This is a genomic window from Massilia polaris (genome assembly GCF_012927275.1).
GTDB lineage: Bacteria > Pseudomonadota > Gammaproteobacteria > Burkholderiales > Burkholderiaceae_D > Telluria_A > Telluria_A polaris.
Genome location: NZ_JABBGG010000016.1, coordinates 47,910 through 63,270 on the forward strand (window position 1 = coordinate 47,910; position 15,361 = coordinate 63,270).

Consider the following 15,361-nt stretch of genomic DNA (forward strand, 5'->3'; position numbering starts at 1 on the left):
TGTGGCCATCGGGACGACATCGCGTGCTTGTCGTATAATCCCCACACCTAACGTCCAATGCAGGTCCGCCTTGTCCGCCGCTACCCCAAACGCACAACAGAACAACATCGCCCACTCGATCGCTCCAGACATGGAGGCGGTTAACAAGGTGATCCGTGAACGCCTGCATTCCGAGGTCACCCTGGTGAACCAGATTGCAGAATACATCATCAGCGCCGGCGGCAAGCGCATCCGGCCGGTGCTGGTCCTGCTGGTTGCCAATGCTTATGGCTACCGCGGCACCGCCCACCACGAACTGGCGGCGGTGGTCGAGTTCATCCACACCGCTACCTTGCTGCATGACGACGTGGTCGACGAATCGTCGATGCGGCGCGGGCGCCAGACCGCCAATGCGCTGTTCGGCAATGCGGCATCGGTGCTGGTGGGCGACTTCCTGTACTCGCGTTCGTTCCAGATGATGGTTGGCCTGAACAATATGCGGGTCATGCAGATCCTGTCGGACGCGACGAATGTGATCGCCGAAGGCGAAGTGCTGCAGCTGCTGAACATGCACGACCCGGACGTCACCCAGGAAAGCTACCTCAAAGTCATCCGCTCGAAAACGGCCAAGCTGTTCGAAGCGGCGGCCCAGCTGGGCGCGCTGCTTTCGGGCGCGACCGATGCCGAGATCGATGCGGCCGGCGAATACGGGCGCTCGCTCGGCACGGCGTTCCAGCTGATCGACGACGTACTCGACTATGCGGGCGACGCTGCCGAAATCGGCAAGAACGTCGGCGACGACCTGCGCGAGGGCAAGCCTACCCTGCCGCTGATCTACCTGATGGAAACCGGCACGCCGGAACAGCGCGAACTGGTGCGCAACTGTATCGAGCAAGGCGACGAGCAGCATTTCGACGCGATCCTGGCGGCCATCACCACCAGCGGCGCCCTCGATTACACCCGGCGCGAAGCGGAGATTGCCGCCAGGCGCGCGGCGGACGCGGTATCTGGCCTGCCGGAAAGCCCATACAAACAAAGCTTGCTCCAGCTCTGTACCTTCGCAGTTGACAGGAACCACTAGCGTTTTTAGAATTTAAGCGTTGCCTACCAGTACATCTAAATCAACGCGCACTGTGCCGATCCCTGACACCCTTACGTCGGTGGGCGGGTATCGTCTTCCAGATTCTGAAAGTCGGCGCGACACTCAAATTGAAAATCCTTGTGTAGGTGATTCGATTCCGCCCCGGGCCACCAAGAACATGTCTCGCGCAACGCCCACTCATGCAGTGGGCGTTGTTGTTTCTGGGAGTCGCAGTCCTCGGCTCGGGCCGATTTCCGGTCCAGATTCATACCGCAGCACTTCGTCGCGGCCTGTACCCTCCCGCGTGTGCCGCTTCGCCGTTGCTCGGTTGGTATCAGGGCCAACATTGGGGATTACACGTAGGCAAGAAGTGATATCCGGTTATTCCTCACGGGCATTGGGTCGAAGAGGCATGCCGGCAAACTCGGCAACGCAGCATGCACAGCCTATTTCAACACAGCAGAACAAATTACGCATGAACGCAATTTATACCCTTTCAATCGCGTGCGTCTCTGGCAGATACCTTTCGGAAGAGTATCGCTTCATACTTGATGCGCCTGCGGATTCCACACCCGTCCAGCCTGGGGCCGATCAACGGCAAGCGGGCATAACGGCAAGCGGGCATTCAAGAACCTTGACATCCTCCCCGTCCTAAAGGACGGGGATTCCTACGGCGCCGCGCGATGATCTGCGGGTCGCTTCGGCGGGTTCCTGCTTCACCGAGCGGCCTAACTGCACCGACTCTCCACAGGCTAAAACGCGATGTCCTCGCGCTAAAACATTGATCGCACCGACCACGTCGGCGTGATTTTCATAGCCACAATCGACGCACAGAAATGTCGCCTGAGTTTGCCGATTGTCTTTCGATACGTGGCCGCAGCGCGGGCACGCCTGGCTTGTGTGGTGCGGCGGCACGGCCAGTAGAATACCGCCGTTCCACGCCACCTTGTAGCCAAGCTGCCGCCTGAATTCGCCCCAGCCCTGATCGAGGATGGCGCGGTTCAGGCCGCTTTTCTGGCTCACCTTCTTGCCCGGTTGTTCGACCGTGCCTTTGGAAGACCTGGACATGTTCCGTACCTGCAAATCCTCAATGCATACGAGCGCGTGGGTTTGGCTGATCGTCGTTGTGGCCTTGTGCAGGAAGTCTTTGCGGGCGTTGGCGATGCTGGTGTGAATCTTCTGGACGCGGGCCTTTGCCTTCGTCCAGTTGTTGCTGAACTTGACCTTGCGGCTCATGCGCCGCTGGTAGCGGGCCAAGCGCTGCTGGTGTTTCCTGAAGCTGTTGACCGGCGCAATGAAGCTCGCATCGCTCATGGTTGCGAACCGGGCAATGCCAACATCGATACCGATGGCCGTCGTCGCCGTGGGCAAGGGCTGTTCGACCTCTCGTTGCGTCTGGATCGACGCGAACCACTTGCCGCCGCACTGGCTGACGGTGACGTTGCGGACTTCGCCCAGCACGTCGCGGCTGTGACGGTAGCGCAGCCAGCCGAGTTTGGGCAGGAAGATGCGGGCGTTGAACCGGTCGAGCTTGATCTGTTTCGGGTCCGGGTAGCGGAACCTGTCGCCGCCGCCTTTGCGCTTGAAGTTGGGAAAGTCGGCGCGTTTCTCGAAGAAATTCTTGTATGCCCTCTCCAAGTCTTTTAGCGCTTGTTGCAGCGGATGACACGGCGCATCTTTGAGCCACGGTGTGTCGATGCCATTGCGCCAGCCGGTGAGCGCTTTGCATAGGCCAGCGAACCCGATGAACTTGTTGCCCGCCGCGTGATTCTCCTTTTGCATCGCCAGCGCCTTGTTGTAGACGAAACGGCACGACCCGGCGAATCGACGCATATCGCGCGCCTGCTCGCCATCTGGCATCAGTTCGTATTTGAAGGCTTGTAGACGTTGCATGCTTCGATTATAGTTGGTCTATGAGCAATGATAACGACATTAGACAAGGAAGGCACTGCGTTTTTTTGATGCATGTGCATTTGGTCTTCGTGACAAAATACCGCCGGGAAGTCTTCACGAAAGCGATTCTTGACGACCTGCGCCCGATGTTTGCCAGCGTCTGCGTGGACTTTGAAGCGGAACTAGTGGAGTTCGACGGCGAGGACGACCACGTTCACCTGTTGGTGAACTACCCACCGAAGGTTGCCGTCTCCAATCTGGTGAATAGCCTGAAGGGCGTGTCCAGTCGGATGATTCGGAAGAAGAATTATCCGAGCATCGGAAAGAAACTCTGGGGCGGGGCGCTGTGGTCGCCGTCCTACTTCGCCGGTAGCTGCGGCGGCGCACCCATCGCCGTTATCCGGCAGTACATCGAGCAGCAGCAGACCCCGCACTAAAAGCAACGGCAAGGACGGCTGCGCCGTCCGCGCTCTTGACCCCGCCCTGAAGCACGTGGCTTGCCGCGCACCTGGTCAATAACCGCGCAGCATGAATTCAATGCACGACTCTGCGATCAACTGGTCACTCGACGACAGCCGACCAGCCTGCCGACGCAACAGACTCGCAGGCACCGCCAGAAGGTTGGGAGTGTCCATGACATATTGTTGCTGATCGACCTCAATCAGGGCCTGCACGCCTTGCACGATTGCTCTGGGCGGCACATGGCGGGAAAGTGGGATACACCACCTGGTGCTGAGGCGAACGAAATCACTCTGCACATCGACATACAGGAGATGCCGAGCGGCCTGGTTCGGATTGACGAATATATCAAATCTCGCCATGGTCACCAGCCAACATTTCCGGATGCTCCGCCAGAAAACGTTGCAGTTGCTCCGCAGCAGTTCCCTCTTCCTCGATCTGGCGCGCATACTGCTCCAGCGCGACACGATTGTCCAGCGCCCACTGCGTGCAACCATCGTAACCGCCGGGCGGTACCCATCCATCCGGCACTTGAAGGATCTGCGGCGTCTGAGGCGGCGCGGTCGCCACGATACGGACCGGTATCAGTTCGAATCTGTCGCCTGGATGAAGAATGACGTCAAACAACTTGCCAGCATATTTCTTTCCCAGCGATATTTGGCCGCTGGCGCCAACTTCCTTCAGCATATTCGCCCCCATATTTTCATGCAATCATGCGGCACGATCAAAAATATGTCAACAAATCGCCCGGCGCACCGAAGAGCATCGACGCGCTGCTTGAAAATCCTTGTGTCGGTGGTTCGATTCCGCCCCGGGCCACCAAGAACATCGTTCACGCAACGCCCACTCATGCAAGTGGGCGTTGTCGTTTCTGGGATTCGTAGTCCTTGGCTCCGGTCCATCTCCGGTAGGCAAGGCGACGATGGTTCTGGCCGGAAGTCCCGTCCGAATCGTCCAAACGTCTGCAAAGCGAGAAATCACAAATGCGGCGAGGACGATGAATATTAAAAACTTGGACGCCCATGATCTGTGGTGTAATGAACCCTTGCACCTTGTTAGCTGCAAAGTTAGTGCACGACTGTAAGCGTTAGAACTCCGGCAAACAAAACCGAGGCTTTGCCCTCCCCTTCCAAGCCCTTGCTTGAAATCCGCTAATCGTTTGGTCTTCCCCAATGCGACTTGGTTAGCGACGGCTCTTCACTGTTGCAAAACGGAAAGACCACAATGCAATCACCACTCTCGCTTCAAGTCCGCGCTCCAGATGCGACAGCCACCAGGACGCATGCGCGGCTATCAGTGCGTTTGCGTGAAGAAACTCGGCTTGAACACAAATCCGTGGAGGCGGCGTGCGGCCTTCCTGGCGCTGTTCGGCACCTCTCAGACTACAGCAGTTGCCTCCTCGACTTTTATGGCATCTTCAGTCCAATTGAGCGGCACATCGCCACGTTCACGGAATGCTCATATCTGGGCCTGTCGATGCAAAAGCGTGCCCGGGTGCCGTACCTGCAACAGGATCTTCGGCTATTGAATGTGGATCCTGATTCGTGGCGGGAAGCGCCAGCCCAAGCCTTACCCGCTCTGCCTCAGTTCGCTTTTGCTCTCGGCGCACTGTATGTCCTGGAAGGATCGACCTTGGGGGGGCAAATCATCATGTCAGCGCTACAGGCACAACTGCGTATCCCGGTCGACATACCGGGCGGTTTTTTTGCGGGCAGGGGCGAGCAAACCGGACCGCTCTGGAATGAATTTCGAGACGCTCTGGACGTCTACGGGCAACAGTATCCCGAGGCGTCCGCAGACGTGATTGTCGGAGCAAAACGCACATTCGACGCGATTGGAAATTGGTTTAATGAAAACAACAACCGATTCAGCTCATGAACGCCGTTGATCAGCCAACGTTGGCAGTGGCCGGCCAAGACGCTTTTGCATCCTGCGAGCGCGAGCCGATTCACACACCAGGTTCAATCCAGCCACATGGCATTTTGCTCGCAGCATGCATGCAGGACCTGTGCATCACGCATCTCAGCGGAAACTTTGAAGAGTCCACGGGGCTGTCTGCCCGTGGAATTTTGGGCACATCGCTCTCCAGCGTTCTTGGACAAGATGCATGCACGGCTATACTTGCGGCCCTCGACAGCGAGAGCTACGCACCTGCCAACGCGCTGGTTGTCAACATACCGTTTCCCAAGCAGCCAAGGCGCAATGTACTGGCACATCGCATAGACGATGTACTGGTCGTGGAAATTGAAGATGCCTCGCTCGCGCCTGAGCAGGAGACTTCACTATATCGCGCGCATGTCATCATTCAAGGCTTGCGGCGTGCTTCCTCGCTCGAACAACTTTGTAACGGCGCGGTCAACGAAATCCGCTCGCTCACCGGGTACGACCGGGTCATGATCTACCGTTTCACCGAAGCTGGCCACGGTCAAGTCATCGCGGAGGATATGCGCGCCGACCAGCCCTCGTATTTTAATCTTTATTATCCCGCTTCCGACATCCCGCCGCAGGCAAGACGCCTTTACCTTCTCCAGCGCGTACGCACGATCGTCGATATGAGCTATCGGCCAGTTCCAATCCTGGTCGCTCCAGATTTCAAAGGGGAGTCAACGCTCGATATGACCTTATGCGGCTTACGCAGCGTTTCGCCGGCCCATATTGAATACATGCACAATATGGGAGTCGGCGCGACCTTGGGCATTTCGCTCATTCGTGACGGCCAGCTTTGGGGAATGGTGGTATGCCACCATCTGGAGCCACGCAAACCGTCGACCGCTGTCCGCAGCCTGTGCGATGTGATCGGGCAGCTGCTCTCTTTGTTGATCGTGCAGGTTGCCGAAGGCGAGAAGCTCAAGAAGAACATCGAGCAACAAAAACTGCTCCAACGCATCGGGAATTCCCTCGATAGCGCCCCCACCGTTATGCAAGCTCTGCGCGACAGTGCCGATGATCTGATGCAGCTTGTACATGCCGATGGTGCATTGATTCGGCTTGGTGGGCAACAACATATGCTGGGCCGCGTTCCCGAGGATGCCGCAAAAGTGGCTTGCCTAATAAAAAAACTGCACTCGGAATTTAGCGATGAGCCCATAACGATCGAAGCACTCGGAGAGCTTCATCCCGAATTCCGCGAATTGAGTGACGTGGCCAGTGGATTGCTGTTTCTCCCTCTTGCCAACAATCCGGGGGACGCCATCATCTGGTTTCGCGGTGAGCTTGCCCGCACAGTCGAATGGGCCGGCGACCCCAACAAAAGCATCGATATCAGCCTTGATACGGGCCGGGTCTCCCCCCGCAAATCGTTTCGCGCCTGGCGGGAAGTTGTGAGGGGACACTCGCTGCCATGGGCCGTTACCGACCAGGGCGCCGCGCTTGACCTGCGGCGCTTGATTTCCTCGGGGCTTTTGCATAATGCCGAAGCCCATCTGGCCAGGCTCAGCATTGTCGATCCGCTCACTGGATTGGCCAACCGACGCGCACTGGATGGCCGGATCGCCCTATGGCAAGCCGGCAAGGCCAATACTGCAGCGATGTTGATCCTGTTCGATCTGAACCGATTTAAGAACGTCAATGATTCGCTCGGACACGCTGCGGGCGACGAACTGCTGATGCAAGTGGCTCAACGCATTGGCCAATCAATTCCTCCGCAGTACATTTATGCACGATTGGGAGGCGATGAATTCGTCGTCTTTGGCGATAGCGACGCGGTCGCCAATGCCGAAGACATTGCAAAAAATATCCTGGCAATGTTTGATGAGGCCTTCGTGCTCAATGGCGAACCTTATCGTGCCAGCACCAGCATCGGGATTGCGGTGACAAGCAACGGCAGCGGTAAGGACATTCTAAGGGAAGCCGATGCGGCCATGTATGCGTCGAAGCGACAAGGTGGCAGCACCGCCGTGTTCTTTGACGAAACGCATCACAAAATTGCGCTCGACAAGCTCGAAGTCGAACAGGATCTTTTTCTCGCATTGACAAAGAAAGAATTTCGTCTCGTGTATCAAGCCCTGGTCGAGGTTTCGACCAAAAAAATCTATGGGTTTGAAGCGCTGATCCGGTGGGAGCATTCCAGACGAGGCTGGATTTCCCCGGTCGAGTTCATTCCACGAGCGGAGCAAACAGGTCTCATCATCCAAATCGGTGACTGGGTTCTGGGCGAGGCAGTGCGACAAGCTGCTTGCTGGCGACGCATGGGCCACCAGATCGTAGTTTCCATTAACGTTGCCGCCCTCCAACTTTCGCTCGGTGACTTTGCTTCGCGCGTGAGCAAGGTTCTTCAAAGTGAAGACCTGCCACCAGAAGCGATTTGCATCGAGATCACGGAAGGGACATTGATGGATACAGTCGCAATCCAGGAGCTTGAGCGGGTGCGGGATCTGGGCATTGCGATATCGTTGGACGATTTCGGCACCGGTTATTCGTCGCTGTCTTATTTGCGCGCACTGCCGGTCGACATCATTAAAATTGATCGCAGCTTCGTCACCCCCTTGGGCAATGACAAAAAAGCCTCGCAATTTTTTCGGGCCATTGTCGGCCTGATTCAAACGATTGAATTGAAGGTGTTGGCAGAAGGCGTGGAGACGGAATTGCAGTGGCAGGAATTGAAGGATGCGGGTTGCAATGCAGCGCAGGGGTATCTGTTTTCCAAACCGGTCAGTGCTGCCAATGCCACACTGCTTTTGGATGGCCCCGCACCGCATAGCAGCCTGGTTTGACAAAGAATGACGTGCCCGACAGTGAGACGTAACCGCACGGCGAGCTGAAACAAAGTTGGCGCGCGCCGACGCCACGTTGGCTCGCATTGAACAGCACATCGGCACAGTCGCTGGGCGCAGTCCGCATGGTGTTTGCACCCATAGTACTGGCATACCTGAACCGCTACCCCGATTTGAAGGTGGAGATCGTGACCGAGGGGCGCATGGTCGACATCGTGGCCGAGGGCTTCGATGCCGGGATTCGCCTGAGCGAGATGGTGCCGCAAGACATGGTTCGCATACCGATCGACGGTAATCTCCGGATGGCGGTGTTGAGCAATAATCCGAGGTCGATCGATTGCACGCAGGCTGCAACCATCGGCTGGTGGTCGATGAGAACCACCGCACAGTTCTCAATCGTCAATTCGTTCGTGTTGGCCTGCACCGTCATAATATGCTCCAATAAGTAGTGACTGGGGTGAGGGGGAGCGCGCAGTTTGCCGCCTCCCACCGCCCAGCTGTTGTTGTCGAGGTTGGCATCCTTCTGACAGCAGCCGGTGGCGCTTTCTCATGAGGATGACGAACACAGTCTAGGTAAGTCCCAATTGGGCCACTGGTTACTAGATCCGCATTACTCCGATCCAAAAATGGACGAATAAGATGATGGATTTAAATGACGTGGCACTGTTTGTTCAGGTAATTCGCGCCGGCAGCTTCGCCGAAGCCGCTCGGCGATTGGGCATCCCCTCCAATAGCGTGAGTCGGCGCATACAAGAATTGGAACGCCGAATGGGCGTCGCCGTGATACTGCGCTCGACGCGCAAGCTGGTGCCTACGGATGCGGGCCGAACCCTGTATGAGCGATGCGCGGAGCCAATCGGATCGTTAATCGAGGCATCGCAGGAACTCGCCAATGGTAGCGAATTGACGACGGGAACGCTGCGCGTTGCCGCGCCCGCCGATTTTTTTCAGTTGGTTTCTCATGGACTGGATCGCTGAGTTTTCTCGCGGCCCATCCACAAATTCGCATCGAATTCGTCCTAAGCGACGCCCGTGCAGACCTGTTGGGCGACGGCATTGACCTCGCACTTCGCGGCGGCAAGATCCTTGAGCCGGACTTGGTCGCACGAAAAATCGGGACCAGCCGCTTCGTACTGGTGGCAAGCCCAGCGTATCTCGCTGCGCGCGGCTTGCCGACCACACTTGAGGATCTGGAGAGTCACGATTGCATCACGGCCCCGAGCCAGGCAGGGCGCTCGTCGTGGTCACTGGACAGCCCGACCGGGCCAGTGGTAGTCAATGTCGAGGGGCGATTTAGCGCCAACATTGCGCAAGTCATGCTCAATGCCTCGCTCGCGAACTTGGGAGTCGCGCTGGTGCCGACGATGATGTCGGCGCCTCACCTGCACACGGGACGGTTGCAAGAAGTTCTGCCAGCGTATGGGCGGGATGGCCTTTGCATTCACCTTGTCCTTGTGTATGTGAGACGCATATACCTGCCGCGTGCTATCAGCGCCTTCATCGATTTCATGATTGTAAAAGTGCAAGCGCATGGACTGGGCTAGTGCGAAATCCGCCGCCAGCGCAGGCCGGATCCCCCTTTCCGATCCACCGCCCGGTCGGCGTGATGTCGGGCGCGGTCGCGCCCGATCCGTACTGAGGGCAAGTGGCGCGGCATGGCGCACACTTTCCATGCGGCAATCAAATACCGCTCATCACCATTACTGATGACGTCGATGCTTGTACGCGGATGATATTCACCAGCCATATAGCCAATATAAGAAATCGAAATTTTCCTTATAGCTACAACTCTTTTATACTGCACTGCAACAACCCATGCAAATCGGACTTCCAGATGACTACAGCAACTTTCCAGGCCAGCGACAGCCTGCGCGACTATTTCGCTGACGTATCCCGCGCCGCGCGCGCCTTCGCCGCAGCCCTGTTCGCGGCACAAGAACGCCAGTATGTGGCGCAAGAAGTCCAGCCAGACACCACGACCCCGCGCGCCCTGCAGAAGAGCCGCAACCATTTGTTCGCCATGGCGCGCGAGTGGGAAAATACCTCCCCTTCGCTGGCAGCCGAGCTGCGCAGCATTGCGGCACGGGGCTGAGCATGGAAATGCTCGGATTCCTGCCAGGCGCCATCGCCGCCGTCGCGATGATCGTACGCATCGTCATGTTCTTCCGTTTTGAGTACAAGTCCGGCGCGAAGTCGGCAGCGTAAGTCACAGCCACCCGCAACGGCTGGCTGACCGCAGCGTCCGCGCTGCCGGTGCAATCAACTGCTGGCGCGTTCGCTGCCAATACAGTCGAGAAAAAAACCCGGGACCGGTCCATGACCTGGCCCGGGTTTTGTCGTTTAGAGTCCCGTGCGACAGACGAAAAAACGGGCAGGAAGCTTGCGCCCCTGCCCGCACGCCGTCAATGCGGCGATATTGCTATACGGCTTACTTAACCACGTTGACGATGACGGTGGTTTCCGACAGGTTACCGGCCTTGTCCATGGCGGTCGCCTTGATCGTGTGCGGCCCAGCGGTGAACAGCGACGCCTGCCAGTTGTAGGCCAGCGTACCGCCCTTGCCGTAAGCGCGCAGGACGCCGTTGATCCGGATCTGCTGGCGAATGCTGGCGACGGCGAAGTTGTCGGTCGCAGTGACGCTGATCGCGACGGTGCCGGAAACGTTGCCGGCGACCGGATTGATGATCTTGACCGTTGGCTTGACCGTGTCGACCGTCGAGTCGACAGGCCCCGGAGCCGGCGCGACGGCCGCGTTGGCAACGTTCACCGCGACCGTGGACGACGAGCCCGAGCTGCCCGCAGCATCGTATGCAACGGCGACCAGGTTGGCCATGCCGTTCGCGACCCCGGTCGAATCCCAGCTGAAGCTGTACGGTGCGGCGGTGTCGACCGCGACGACGGTGCCATTGACCGTCAGCTCGACACGCGCGACGCCAACGTTGTCCGCAGCGCTGGCGTTCACGGCTACCGCGCCCGAGACCGACGTGCTGCCCAGCGGCGCCGAGATCGATGCCGTTGGCTTGGTAATATCGACCGATGCCCCGTAGGTTTTCGCGGCGGCAACAGCTGCCGCTGCATTGACGCGGCCATGTCCGAAGTAGACGTCGCGTCCGGCGGTGCCGAGGTCGACTGCGGTCGAATATAGCAGCGACTGGATCGTGTCAGGGGCCAGGTCAGGCCGCGCCGACATCATCATTGCCGCCACACCAGCGGCGATCGGGCTGGAGAACGAGGTGCCGTTGGTGCTCTTGTAGCTACCGTTGAGGCCGGTAGTCCAGATGCCGCTGCCGGGCGCGGCGAGCGACACTACCGCGCCGTAGCTCGAGAAGCTCGAACGCGCATCCGAGCTGGTCGTTGCCGATACCACGATCAGCGCCGGATCCGCCGCGATCTTCTCGTCGACGTTTGCGTTACCAGCGGAAACAAATACCAGGCCACCCTTGCTCTTCATATAACGGGCGGCGCTCAAAATTGCCGAGCTTGCAGCCAGGCGGGCATAGCTGACGTTGGCGACGCGTGCGCCGTTGTCGGCAGCGTACGTGATACCGGCGGCGATCGTGCTGTACGACGCGTAGCAGGAATTTTCGGCGGCGTTCCAGTATGCGATGCGCAGAGGCATGATCTTGGCAGCCCCAGCGACGCCTGCGACACCAATCCCGTTGTTCGACGCACCGGCGGCGGCGCCTGCCACGGCAGTGCCATGGCCGCAGATGTCGGACATGTCGGTATTGTTGCCATAGATGTTGCGGCCCGCGACCAGGTTCGGCTTCAGGTCGGGGTGGCTCGACTCGATTCCCGAATCGAGGATGGCGATGGTCACGCCGGCGCCGCGCGACGAATCCCAGGCGGTGGCAGCGCCGATCTTGTTGACGTGCCATTGGCTGCCGATGTACGGATCATTCACCGCCATCGTGCTCTTGACGTGGCGGTCGAGTTCCGCATATTTGAATTCAGGACGGCGTTCGAGTTGCTTCAGGACTGATGCCTCCGACGCGTTGCTTGGCAGTTCGATGACATGCAGGTTGCTCTGGCCAACTTTCCTGGCCCTGCCGCCATGCGGCTTGAGCAGTTTGTCGAACGCTGCGGCCGACAAACCCGGCTTCACCTCGATCAGCACGCGGCCGCGCACAATCTGGTCGCCGATGCCGGCTTCGTACGGCGACGCCGCCATGGCAGTGTTTGCTGAGAATGCACTGGCGCAAGCGACCGCGAGAACAGTCGCACGCAGGGGCAGCGAGGAGAAGCTAAAGGAGGAGGTAAAGACCATGATAACAATCCTGTCTAAAAAAAATGAACAGGATTGCTAAACAACCCAGTGCGTGCCGCGTCCGAATGCGGTCCCGCCCGCGCAATGATTGCGCCTGGTAATGCCTGGCAGTCCTGCCGTCATAGGGGAAAGGACCCGTTAGACCGTTGACTTTGCGTCCTCCTCTTTCGAGGAGTTTGCCTTTTGCAGAGAGCTGTTACTTTACCCCAGCTAAATACCTGCGGCAATAACCTTAAAAATAAAATCGTGTAACCACACAACATATTGACCGCGCTGTTCAACTTACTCATAGCAACCTTTACTTCAATTATTATCAAATCCAAATAATTATAATAATTTTGATAGCGATTCTGTAGTTTCCAATACGAAACAGAGAAGCGCAGTCTATTCACGCGTCGTTTGAAACAACCCTATAGGACGTGCCATAGCGGCAATTGAATTTCAACCAGAATAACGAAAAGTGTTATCCATCAGGTAATGCATTGAGATGTGTGGATTGCATCGAAAGCCTTCGCACGCCCAGTGGCAAGTTCGGACCGGGCGTCATTCTGCATCGCCACCCACTCTTGCGGTGATATATCGCGCTCGCTCATCAAATAGTTTGAAGCTATAAATAATAATTTAGCCAACATAGTCAAATACAAAATTCCGTTTTCAATTAGGAAATGATCGTAAACGTTTAATCAAATTTTTCCTCTAGATAACTTATTGTCAGGGGTCAATTTGTTACAATTTAATTGGGGAAATTTGAACAGAGTTTACGTAATTCAATTGTTTCTGGGAATATTTCACGGTAGCATTCAATCCGCAATCTGTTAAAGGTAAACCCCGCGAAAGCGTGGGGACGCAAAGTCATCGGTCTAACGAGCCCAAGGCTCCAAGACGGCAGGACTGCCAGACCACGCAAGCCAGACCCGGCAAGGCCGCGTCAGCCATGGATGAGACGCACGCGGCGATTAAGCGCCCTCGAGTGTGCAGCACCCACAGCGTTATCCAGCAGTCCTGTTGGAGCATTTATTTTCGAAAACAGGACTACACATGCAAAACCATCTGAACACCTCGTCGCCGCGCACGTCGGCACCTGCCCGCCTGGCGTTTGCTGCATCGATCGCAATCGCCAGCGCTGCCATGATCCCGGCCGGCGCACATGCTGAACAGCCTGAAAAATTTGCCGCTGGGCGCATCCTGGTCTCGCCGCGCGCCGGATTGCCTGCCGCTGAATTCAACAAGATCATCAAGACCCACGGCGCCCACGCCGCGCGCAAGCTCGGCGGCATCAATGTGTATGTCGTCGACATGCCGCCTGGGCGCGAAAAGGCCCTGCTGCAGGCGCTTGAACGCAACCCGCACGTCAAGTTCGTCGAACTCGACGGCGAAGTGACGATGCAAATGACCCCCTCGGATACCTACTACAGCACCGCCTGGCACCTGCCGAAGATCGGCGCCCCGGCGGCCTGGGATGTTGCCACCGGCAGCGGTGTCACCATCGCCATCCTGGACGGCGGCGTCGAGGCGTCGCACCCGGACTTGGCCGGCCACATGGTTCCGGGATGGAATTTCTTCGACAACAACAGCAACACCGCCGACGTCAACGGCCACGGTACCAAGGTCGCCGGTGTGGCCGCTGCAATTGGTAACAACGCTGTCGGCGCAACCGGCGCTGCGTGGAACGCCAAAATCATGCCAATGCGTATTAGCGATGGCGCTGGCAACATCACTTACTACAGCACTGTGGCAAATGCACTGACTTGGGCGGCCGATCACGGTGCCCGCGTGGCAAACATCAGCTACATCGTGTCGCACGTCGCAGCGGTGCAAACCGCGGCGCAATATATGCGAAGCAAAGGCGGCGTGGTTGTGGCTTCTGCCGGCAACACAGGAGCCTACACTGCCAACGCAAACACATCGGCAATAATTACTGTTGCCGGCACCGACTCGTCCGATGTGCGTGCCAGCTGGTCGGCCTATGGCCCTATCGTCGATGTCGCCGCGCCTGGCGTTAGCATCCGCACCACCGCCGTCGGCGGCGCCTATGGCTCGTACAGCGGCACGTCGTTCTCCAGTCCGCTAACTGCAGGCGTGGTCGCACTAATGTTGTCCGCCAATCCCGCATTGCAGCCTTCCCAGGTCGACAGCATCCTGGCCTCGACCGCGGACGACAAAGGCACCGCCGGCCGCGACGACTACTACGGCTACGGCCGCATCAATGCCACCCGCGCTATCGCTGCCGCCAAGGCAGCGGTAACCAGCGACACCAGCGTACCGGTCGTCTCGGCCACGGTGCCGTCGGCTACCGTCAAGGGCATCACGACCGTCAGCGCGACGGCGACCGACAATGTCGGCGTAACCCGTGTCGAACTGTATGCCGGCAGCACGTTGGTCGCCAGCGATACGGCATCCCCGTACAGCTTCAGCTGGGACTCAACCACGCGTGCCGACGGCGCCACCTCGCTTGTCGTCAAGGCCTATGATGCAGCCGGCAACGTTGGCTCGAAGACCCTGAGCGTTACAGTCGCCAACAACACGATTGCCGATACCACTGCTCCGGTGGTCACCATCGGTAATCCGAAAGCCGGCACCACGGTCGCCGGAAATGTCGGCGTGACGGTCTCGGCCAGCGACAACGTCGCAGTCACCAGCACCAGCCTGTACATCGACGGTTCGCTCAAGGCAACCGGCAACAGCTCACTGTCCTACACCTGGAATAGCCGCAAGGGACCGAAAGGGCTGCACACGATCTCGGCCGTGGCGCGCGATGGGGCCGGCAACACCAAAACCCAGGCGGTGCAGGTCACCGTGAACTAAGAGCTAGAGCTGCTCTCCGTGTAAAAACGCCGATCGTTCTGAACTGACCCCGTAAAGTTGGACGGTTAGTTTAATGAGCGGCCAAGGGCTGGGTTCTGTATTGCACAGGACTCAGCCCTTTTAGTTTCATCTTGATGCGGTCGTAATTGTAATAGCGAATGTACT

General features: G+C 58.0%; 14 protein-coding genes and 2 riboswitches. Of the genes, 9 read left to right on the forward strand and 5 right to left on the reverse strand.

Annotated features, from left to right (window positions below):
• Positions 1 to 70: 70 nt before the first annotated feature.
• Complete coding sequence (ispB, locus tag HHL21_RS20280) at positions 71 to 1,060, forward strand: octaprenyl diphosphate synthase (protein ID WP_169469301.1); 990 nt, start codon at positions 71 to 73, stop codon at positions 1,058 to 1,060.
• 651 nt (positions 1,061 to 1,711) lie between these two features.
• Here ispB and HHL21_RS20285 read toward each other — a convergent pair.
• Complete coding sequence (locus tag HHL21_RS20285) at positions 1,712 to 2,953, reverse strand: RNA-guided endonuclease InsQ/TnpB family protein (protein WP_169469303.1); 1,242 nt, start codon at positions 2,951 to 2,953, stop codon at positions 1,712 to 1,714.
• 20 nt (positions 2,954 to 2,973) lie between these two features.
• Here HHL21_RS20285 and tnpA point away from each other — a divergent pair, with 20 nt between their 5' ends.
• The gene (gene tnpA / locus HHL21_RS20290; protein ID WP_169469305.1) at positions 2,974 to 3,390 is read left to right on the forward strand and encodes an IS200/IS605 family transposase; all 417 of its coding nucleotides are present in this window, start codon (positions 2,974 to 2,976) and stop codon (positions 3,388 to 3,390) included.
• 75 nt (positions 3,391 to 3,465) lie between these two features.
• Here tnpA and HHL21_RS20295 read toward each other — a convergent pair whose 3' ends face one another.
• On the reverse strand, positions 3,466 to 3,774 hold the full coding sequence (locus HHL21_RS20295) for a CcdB family protein (RefSeq protein ID WP_169469307.1): 309 nt from the start codon (positions 3,772 to 3,774) through the stop codon (positions 3,466 to 3,468).
• Complete coding sequence (locus tag HHL21_RS20300) at positions 3,761 to 4,099, reverse strand: type II toxin-antitoxin system CcdA family antitoxin (RefSeq protein WP_169469309.1); 339 nt, start codon at positions 4,097 to 4,099, stop codon at positions 3,761 to 3,763. Before HHL21_RS20300 ends, HHL21_RS20295 begins: the two co-directional genes overlap by 14 nt.
• Before the next feature lie 537 nt (positions 4,100 to 4,636).
• On the opposite strand from HHL21_RS20300, the gene HHL21_RS20305 reads away from it, so the two are divergent.
• The 6 genes from HHL21_RS20305 to HHL21_RS20325 all read left to right on the forward strand — a co-directional run bounded on the left by HHL21_RS20305 (position 4,637) and on the right by HHL21_RS20325 (position 10,216).
• The gene (locus HHL21_RS20305; protein WP_169469311.1) at positions 4,637 to 5,290 is read left to right on the forward strand and encodes a biliverdin-producing heme oxygenase; all 654 of its coding nucleotides are present in this window, start codon (positions 4,637 to 4,639) and stop codon (positions 5,288 to 5,290) included.
• Positions 5,287 to 8,124 (forward strand): bifunctional diguanylate cyclase/phosphodiesterase, encoded by a 2,838-nt coding sequence (locus HHL21_RS20310; RefSeq protein WP_169469313.1) that lies wholly within the window; start codon positions 5,287 to 5,289, stop codon positions 8,122 to 8,124. The genes HHL21_RS20305 and HHL21_RS20310 overlap by 4 nt, the downstream gene beginning before the upstream one ends.
• Positions 8,125 to 8,210: 86 nt before the next feature.
• A complete protein-coding gene (locus HHL21_RS20315; protein ID WP_229496629.1) occupies positions 8,211 to 8,573 on the forward strand; it encodes a type 2 periplasmic-binding domain-containing protein in 363 nt (120 codons plus the stop codon).
• 190 nt (positions 8,574 to 8,763) lie between these two features.
• On the forward strand, positions 8,764 to 9,102 hold the full coding sequence (locus tag HHL21_RS21830) for a LysR family transcriptional regulator (protein WP_229496631.1): 339 nt from the start codon (positions 8,764 to 8,766) through the stop codon (positions 9,100 to 9,102).
• A 29-nt stretch (positions 9,103 to 9,131) separates the two neighbouring features.
• Positions 9,132 to 9,668: a substrate binding domain-containing protein gene (locus tag HHL21_RS21835; protein WP_441295190.1), complete on the forward strand. Its 537-nt coding sequence runs from the start codon at positions 9,132 to 9,134 to the stop codon at positions 9,666 to 9,668.
• Between the two features lie 290 nt (positions 9,669 to 9,958).
• Entirely contained in the window at positions 9,959 to 10,216 is a 258-nt protein-coding gene (locus tag HHL21_RS20325) for a hypothetical protein (RefSeq protein WP_169469315.1), read from the forward strand.
• Between the two features lie 336 nt (positions 10,217 to 10,552).
• Here the strand turns inward: HHL21_RS20325 and HHL21_RS20330 are convergent, their stop codons facing one another.
• Entirely contained in the window at positions 10,553 to 12,295 is a 1,743-nt protein-coding gene (locus tag HHL21_RS20330) for a S8 family serine peptidase (RefSeq protein WP_169469317.1), read from the reverse strand.
• 199 nt (positions 12,296 to 12,494) lie between these two features.
• Positions 12,495 to 12,582: riboswitch (cyclic di-GMP riboswitch) on the reverse strand.
• A 619-nt stretch (positions 12,583 to 13,201) separates the two neighbouring features.
• Positions 13,202 to 13,290, forward strand: a riboswitch (cyclic di-GMP riboswitch).
• Between the two features lie 139 nt (positions 13,291 to 13,429).
• Between HHL21_RS20330 and HHL21_RS20335 the strand changes: the two genes are divergently transcribed.
• Positions 13,430 to 15,196 carry a S8 family serine peptidase gene (locus tag HHL21_RS20335; protein ID WP_229496633.1) on the forward strand — a complete coding sequence of 589 codons (1,767 nt, stop codon included), beginning with the start codon at positions 13,430 to 13,432 and terminating at the stop codon, positions 15,194 to 15,196.
• A 70-nt stretch (positions 15,197 to 15,266) separates the two neighbouring features.
• Here HHL21_RS20335 and HHL21_RS20340 read toward each other — a convergent pair.
• On the reverse strand, positions 15,267 to 15,361 hold a 95-nt coding region (locus tag HHL21_RS20340; RefSeq protein ID WP_169469319.1), incomplete at its 5' end, for an IS3 family transposase.

Coding starts and splice junctions, on each gene's coding strand:
- HHL21_RS20295 (WP_169469307.1), bottom strand. CDS start 3,774: ATGGCGAGATTTGATATATTCGTCAATCCGAACCAGGCCGCTCGGCAT.
- HHL21_RS20285 (WP_169469303.1), bottom strand. CDS start 2,953: ATGCAACGTCTACAAGCCTTCAAATACGAACTGATGCCAGATGGCGAG.
- HHL21_RS21830 (WP_229496631.1), top strand. CDS start 8,764: ATGATGGATTTAAATGACGTGGCACTGTTTGTTCAGGTAATTCGCGCC.
- HHL21_RS20335 (WP_229496633.1), top strand. CDS start 13,430: ATGCAAAACCATCTGAACACCTCGTCGCCGCGCACGTCGGCACCTGCC.
- HHL21_RS20300 (WP_169469309.1), bottom strand. CDS start 4,099: ATGCTGAAGGAAGTTGGCGCCAGCGGCCAAATATCGCTGGGAAAGAAA.
- HHL21_RS20330 (WP_169469317.1), bottom strand. CDS start 12,295: ATGGCGGCGTCGCCGTACGAAGCCGGCATCGGCGACCAGATTGTGCGC.
- HHL21_RS20325 (WP_169469315.1), top strand. CDS start 9,959: ATGACTACAGCAACTTTCCAGGCCAGCGACAGCCTGCGCGACTATTTC.
- tnpA (WP_169469305.1), top strand. CDS start 2,974: ATGAGCAATGATAACGACATTAGACAAGGAAGGCACTGCGTTTTTTTG.
- HHL21_RS20310 (WP_169469313.1), top strand. CDS start 5,287: ATGAACGCCGTTGATCAGCCAACGTTGGCAGTGGCCGGCCAAGACGCT.
- HHL21_RS20305 (WP_169469311.1), top strand. CDS start 4,637: ATGCAATCACCACTCTCGCTTCAAGTCCGCGCTCCAGATGCGACAGCC.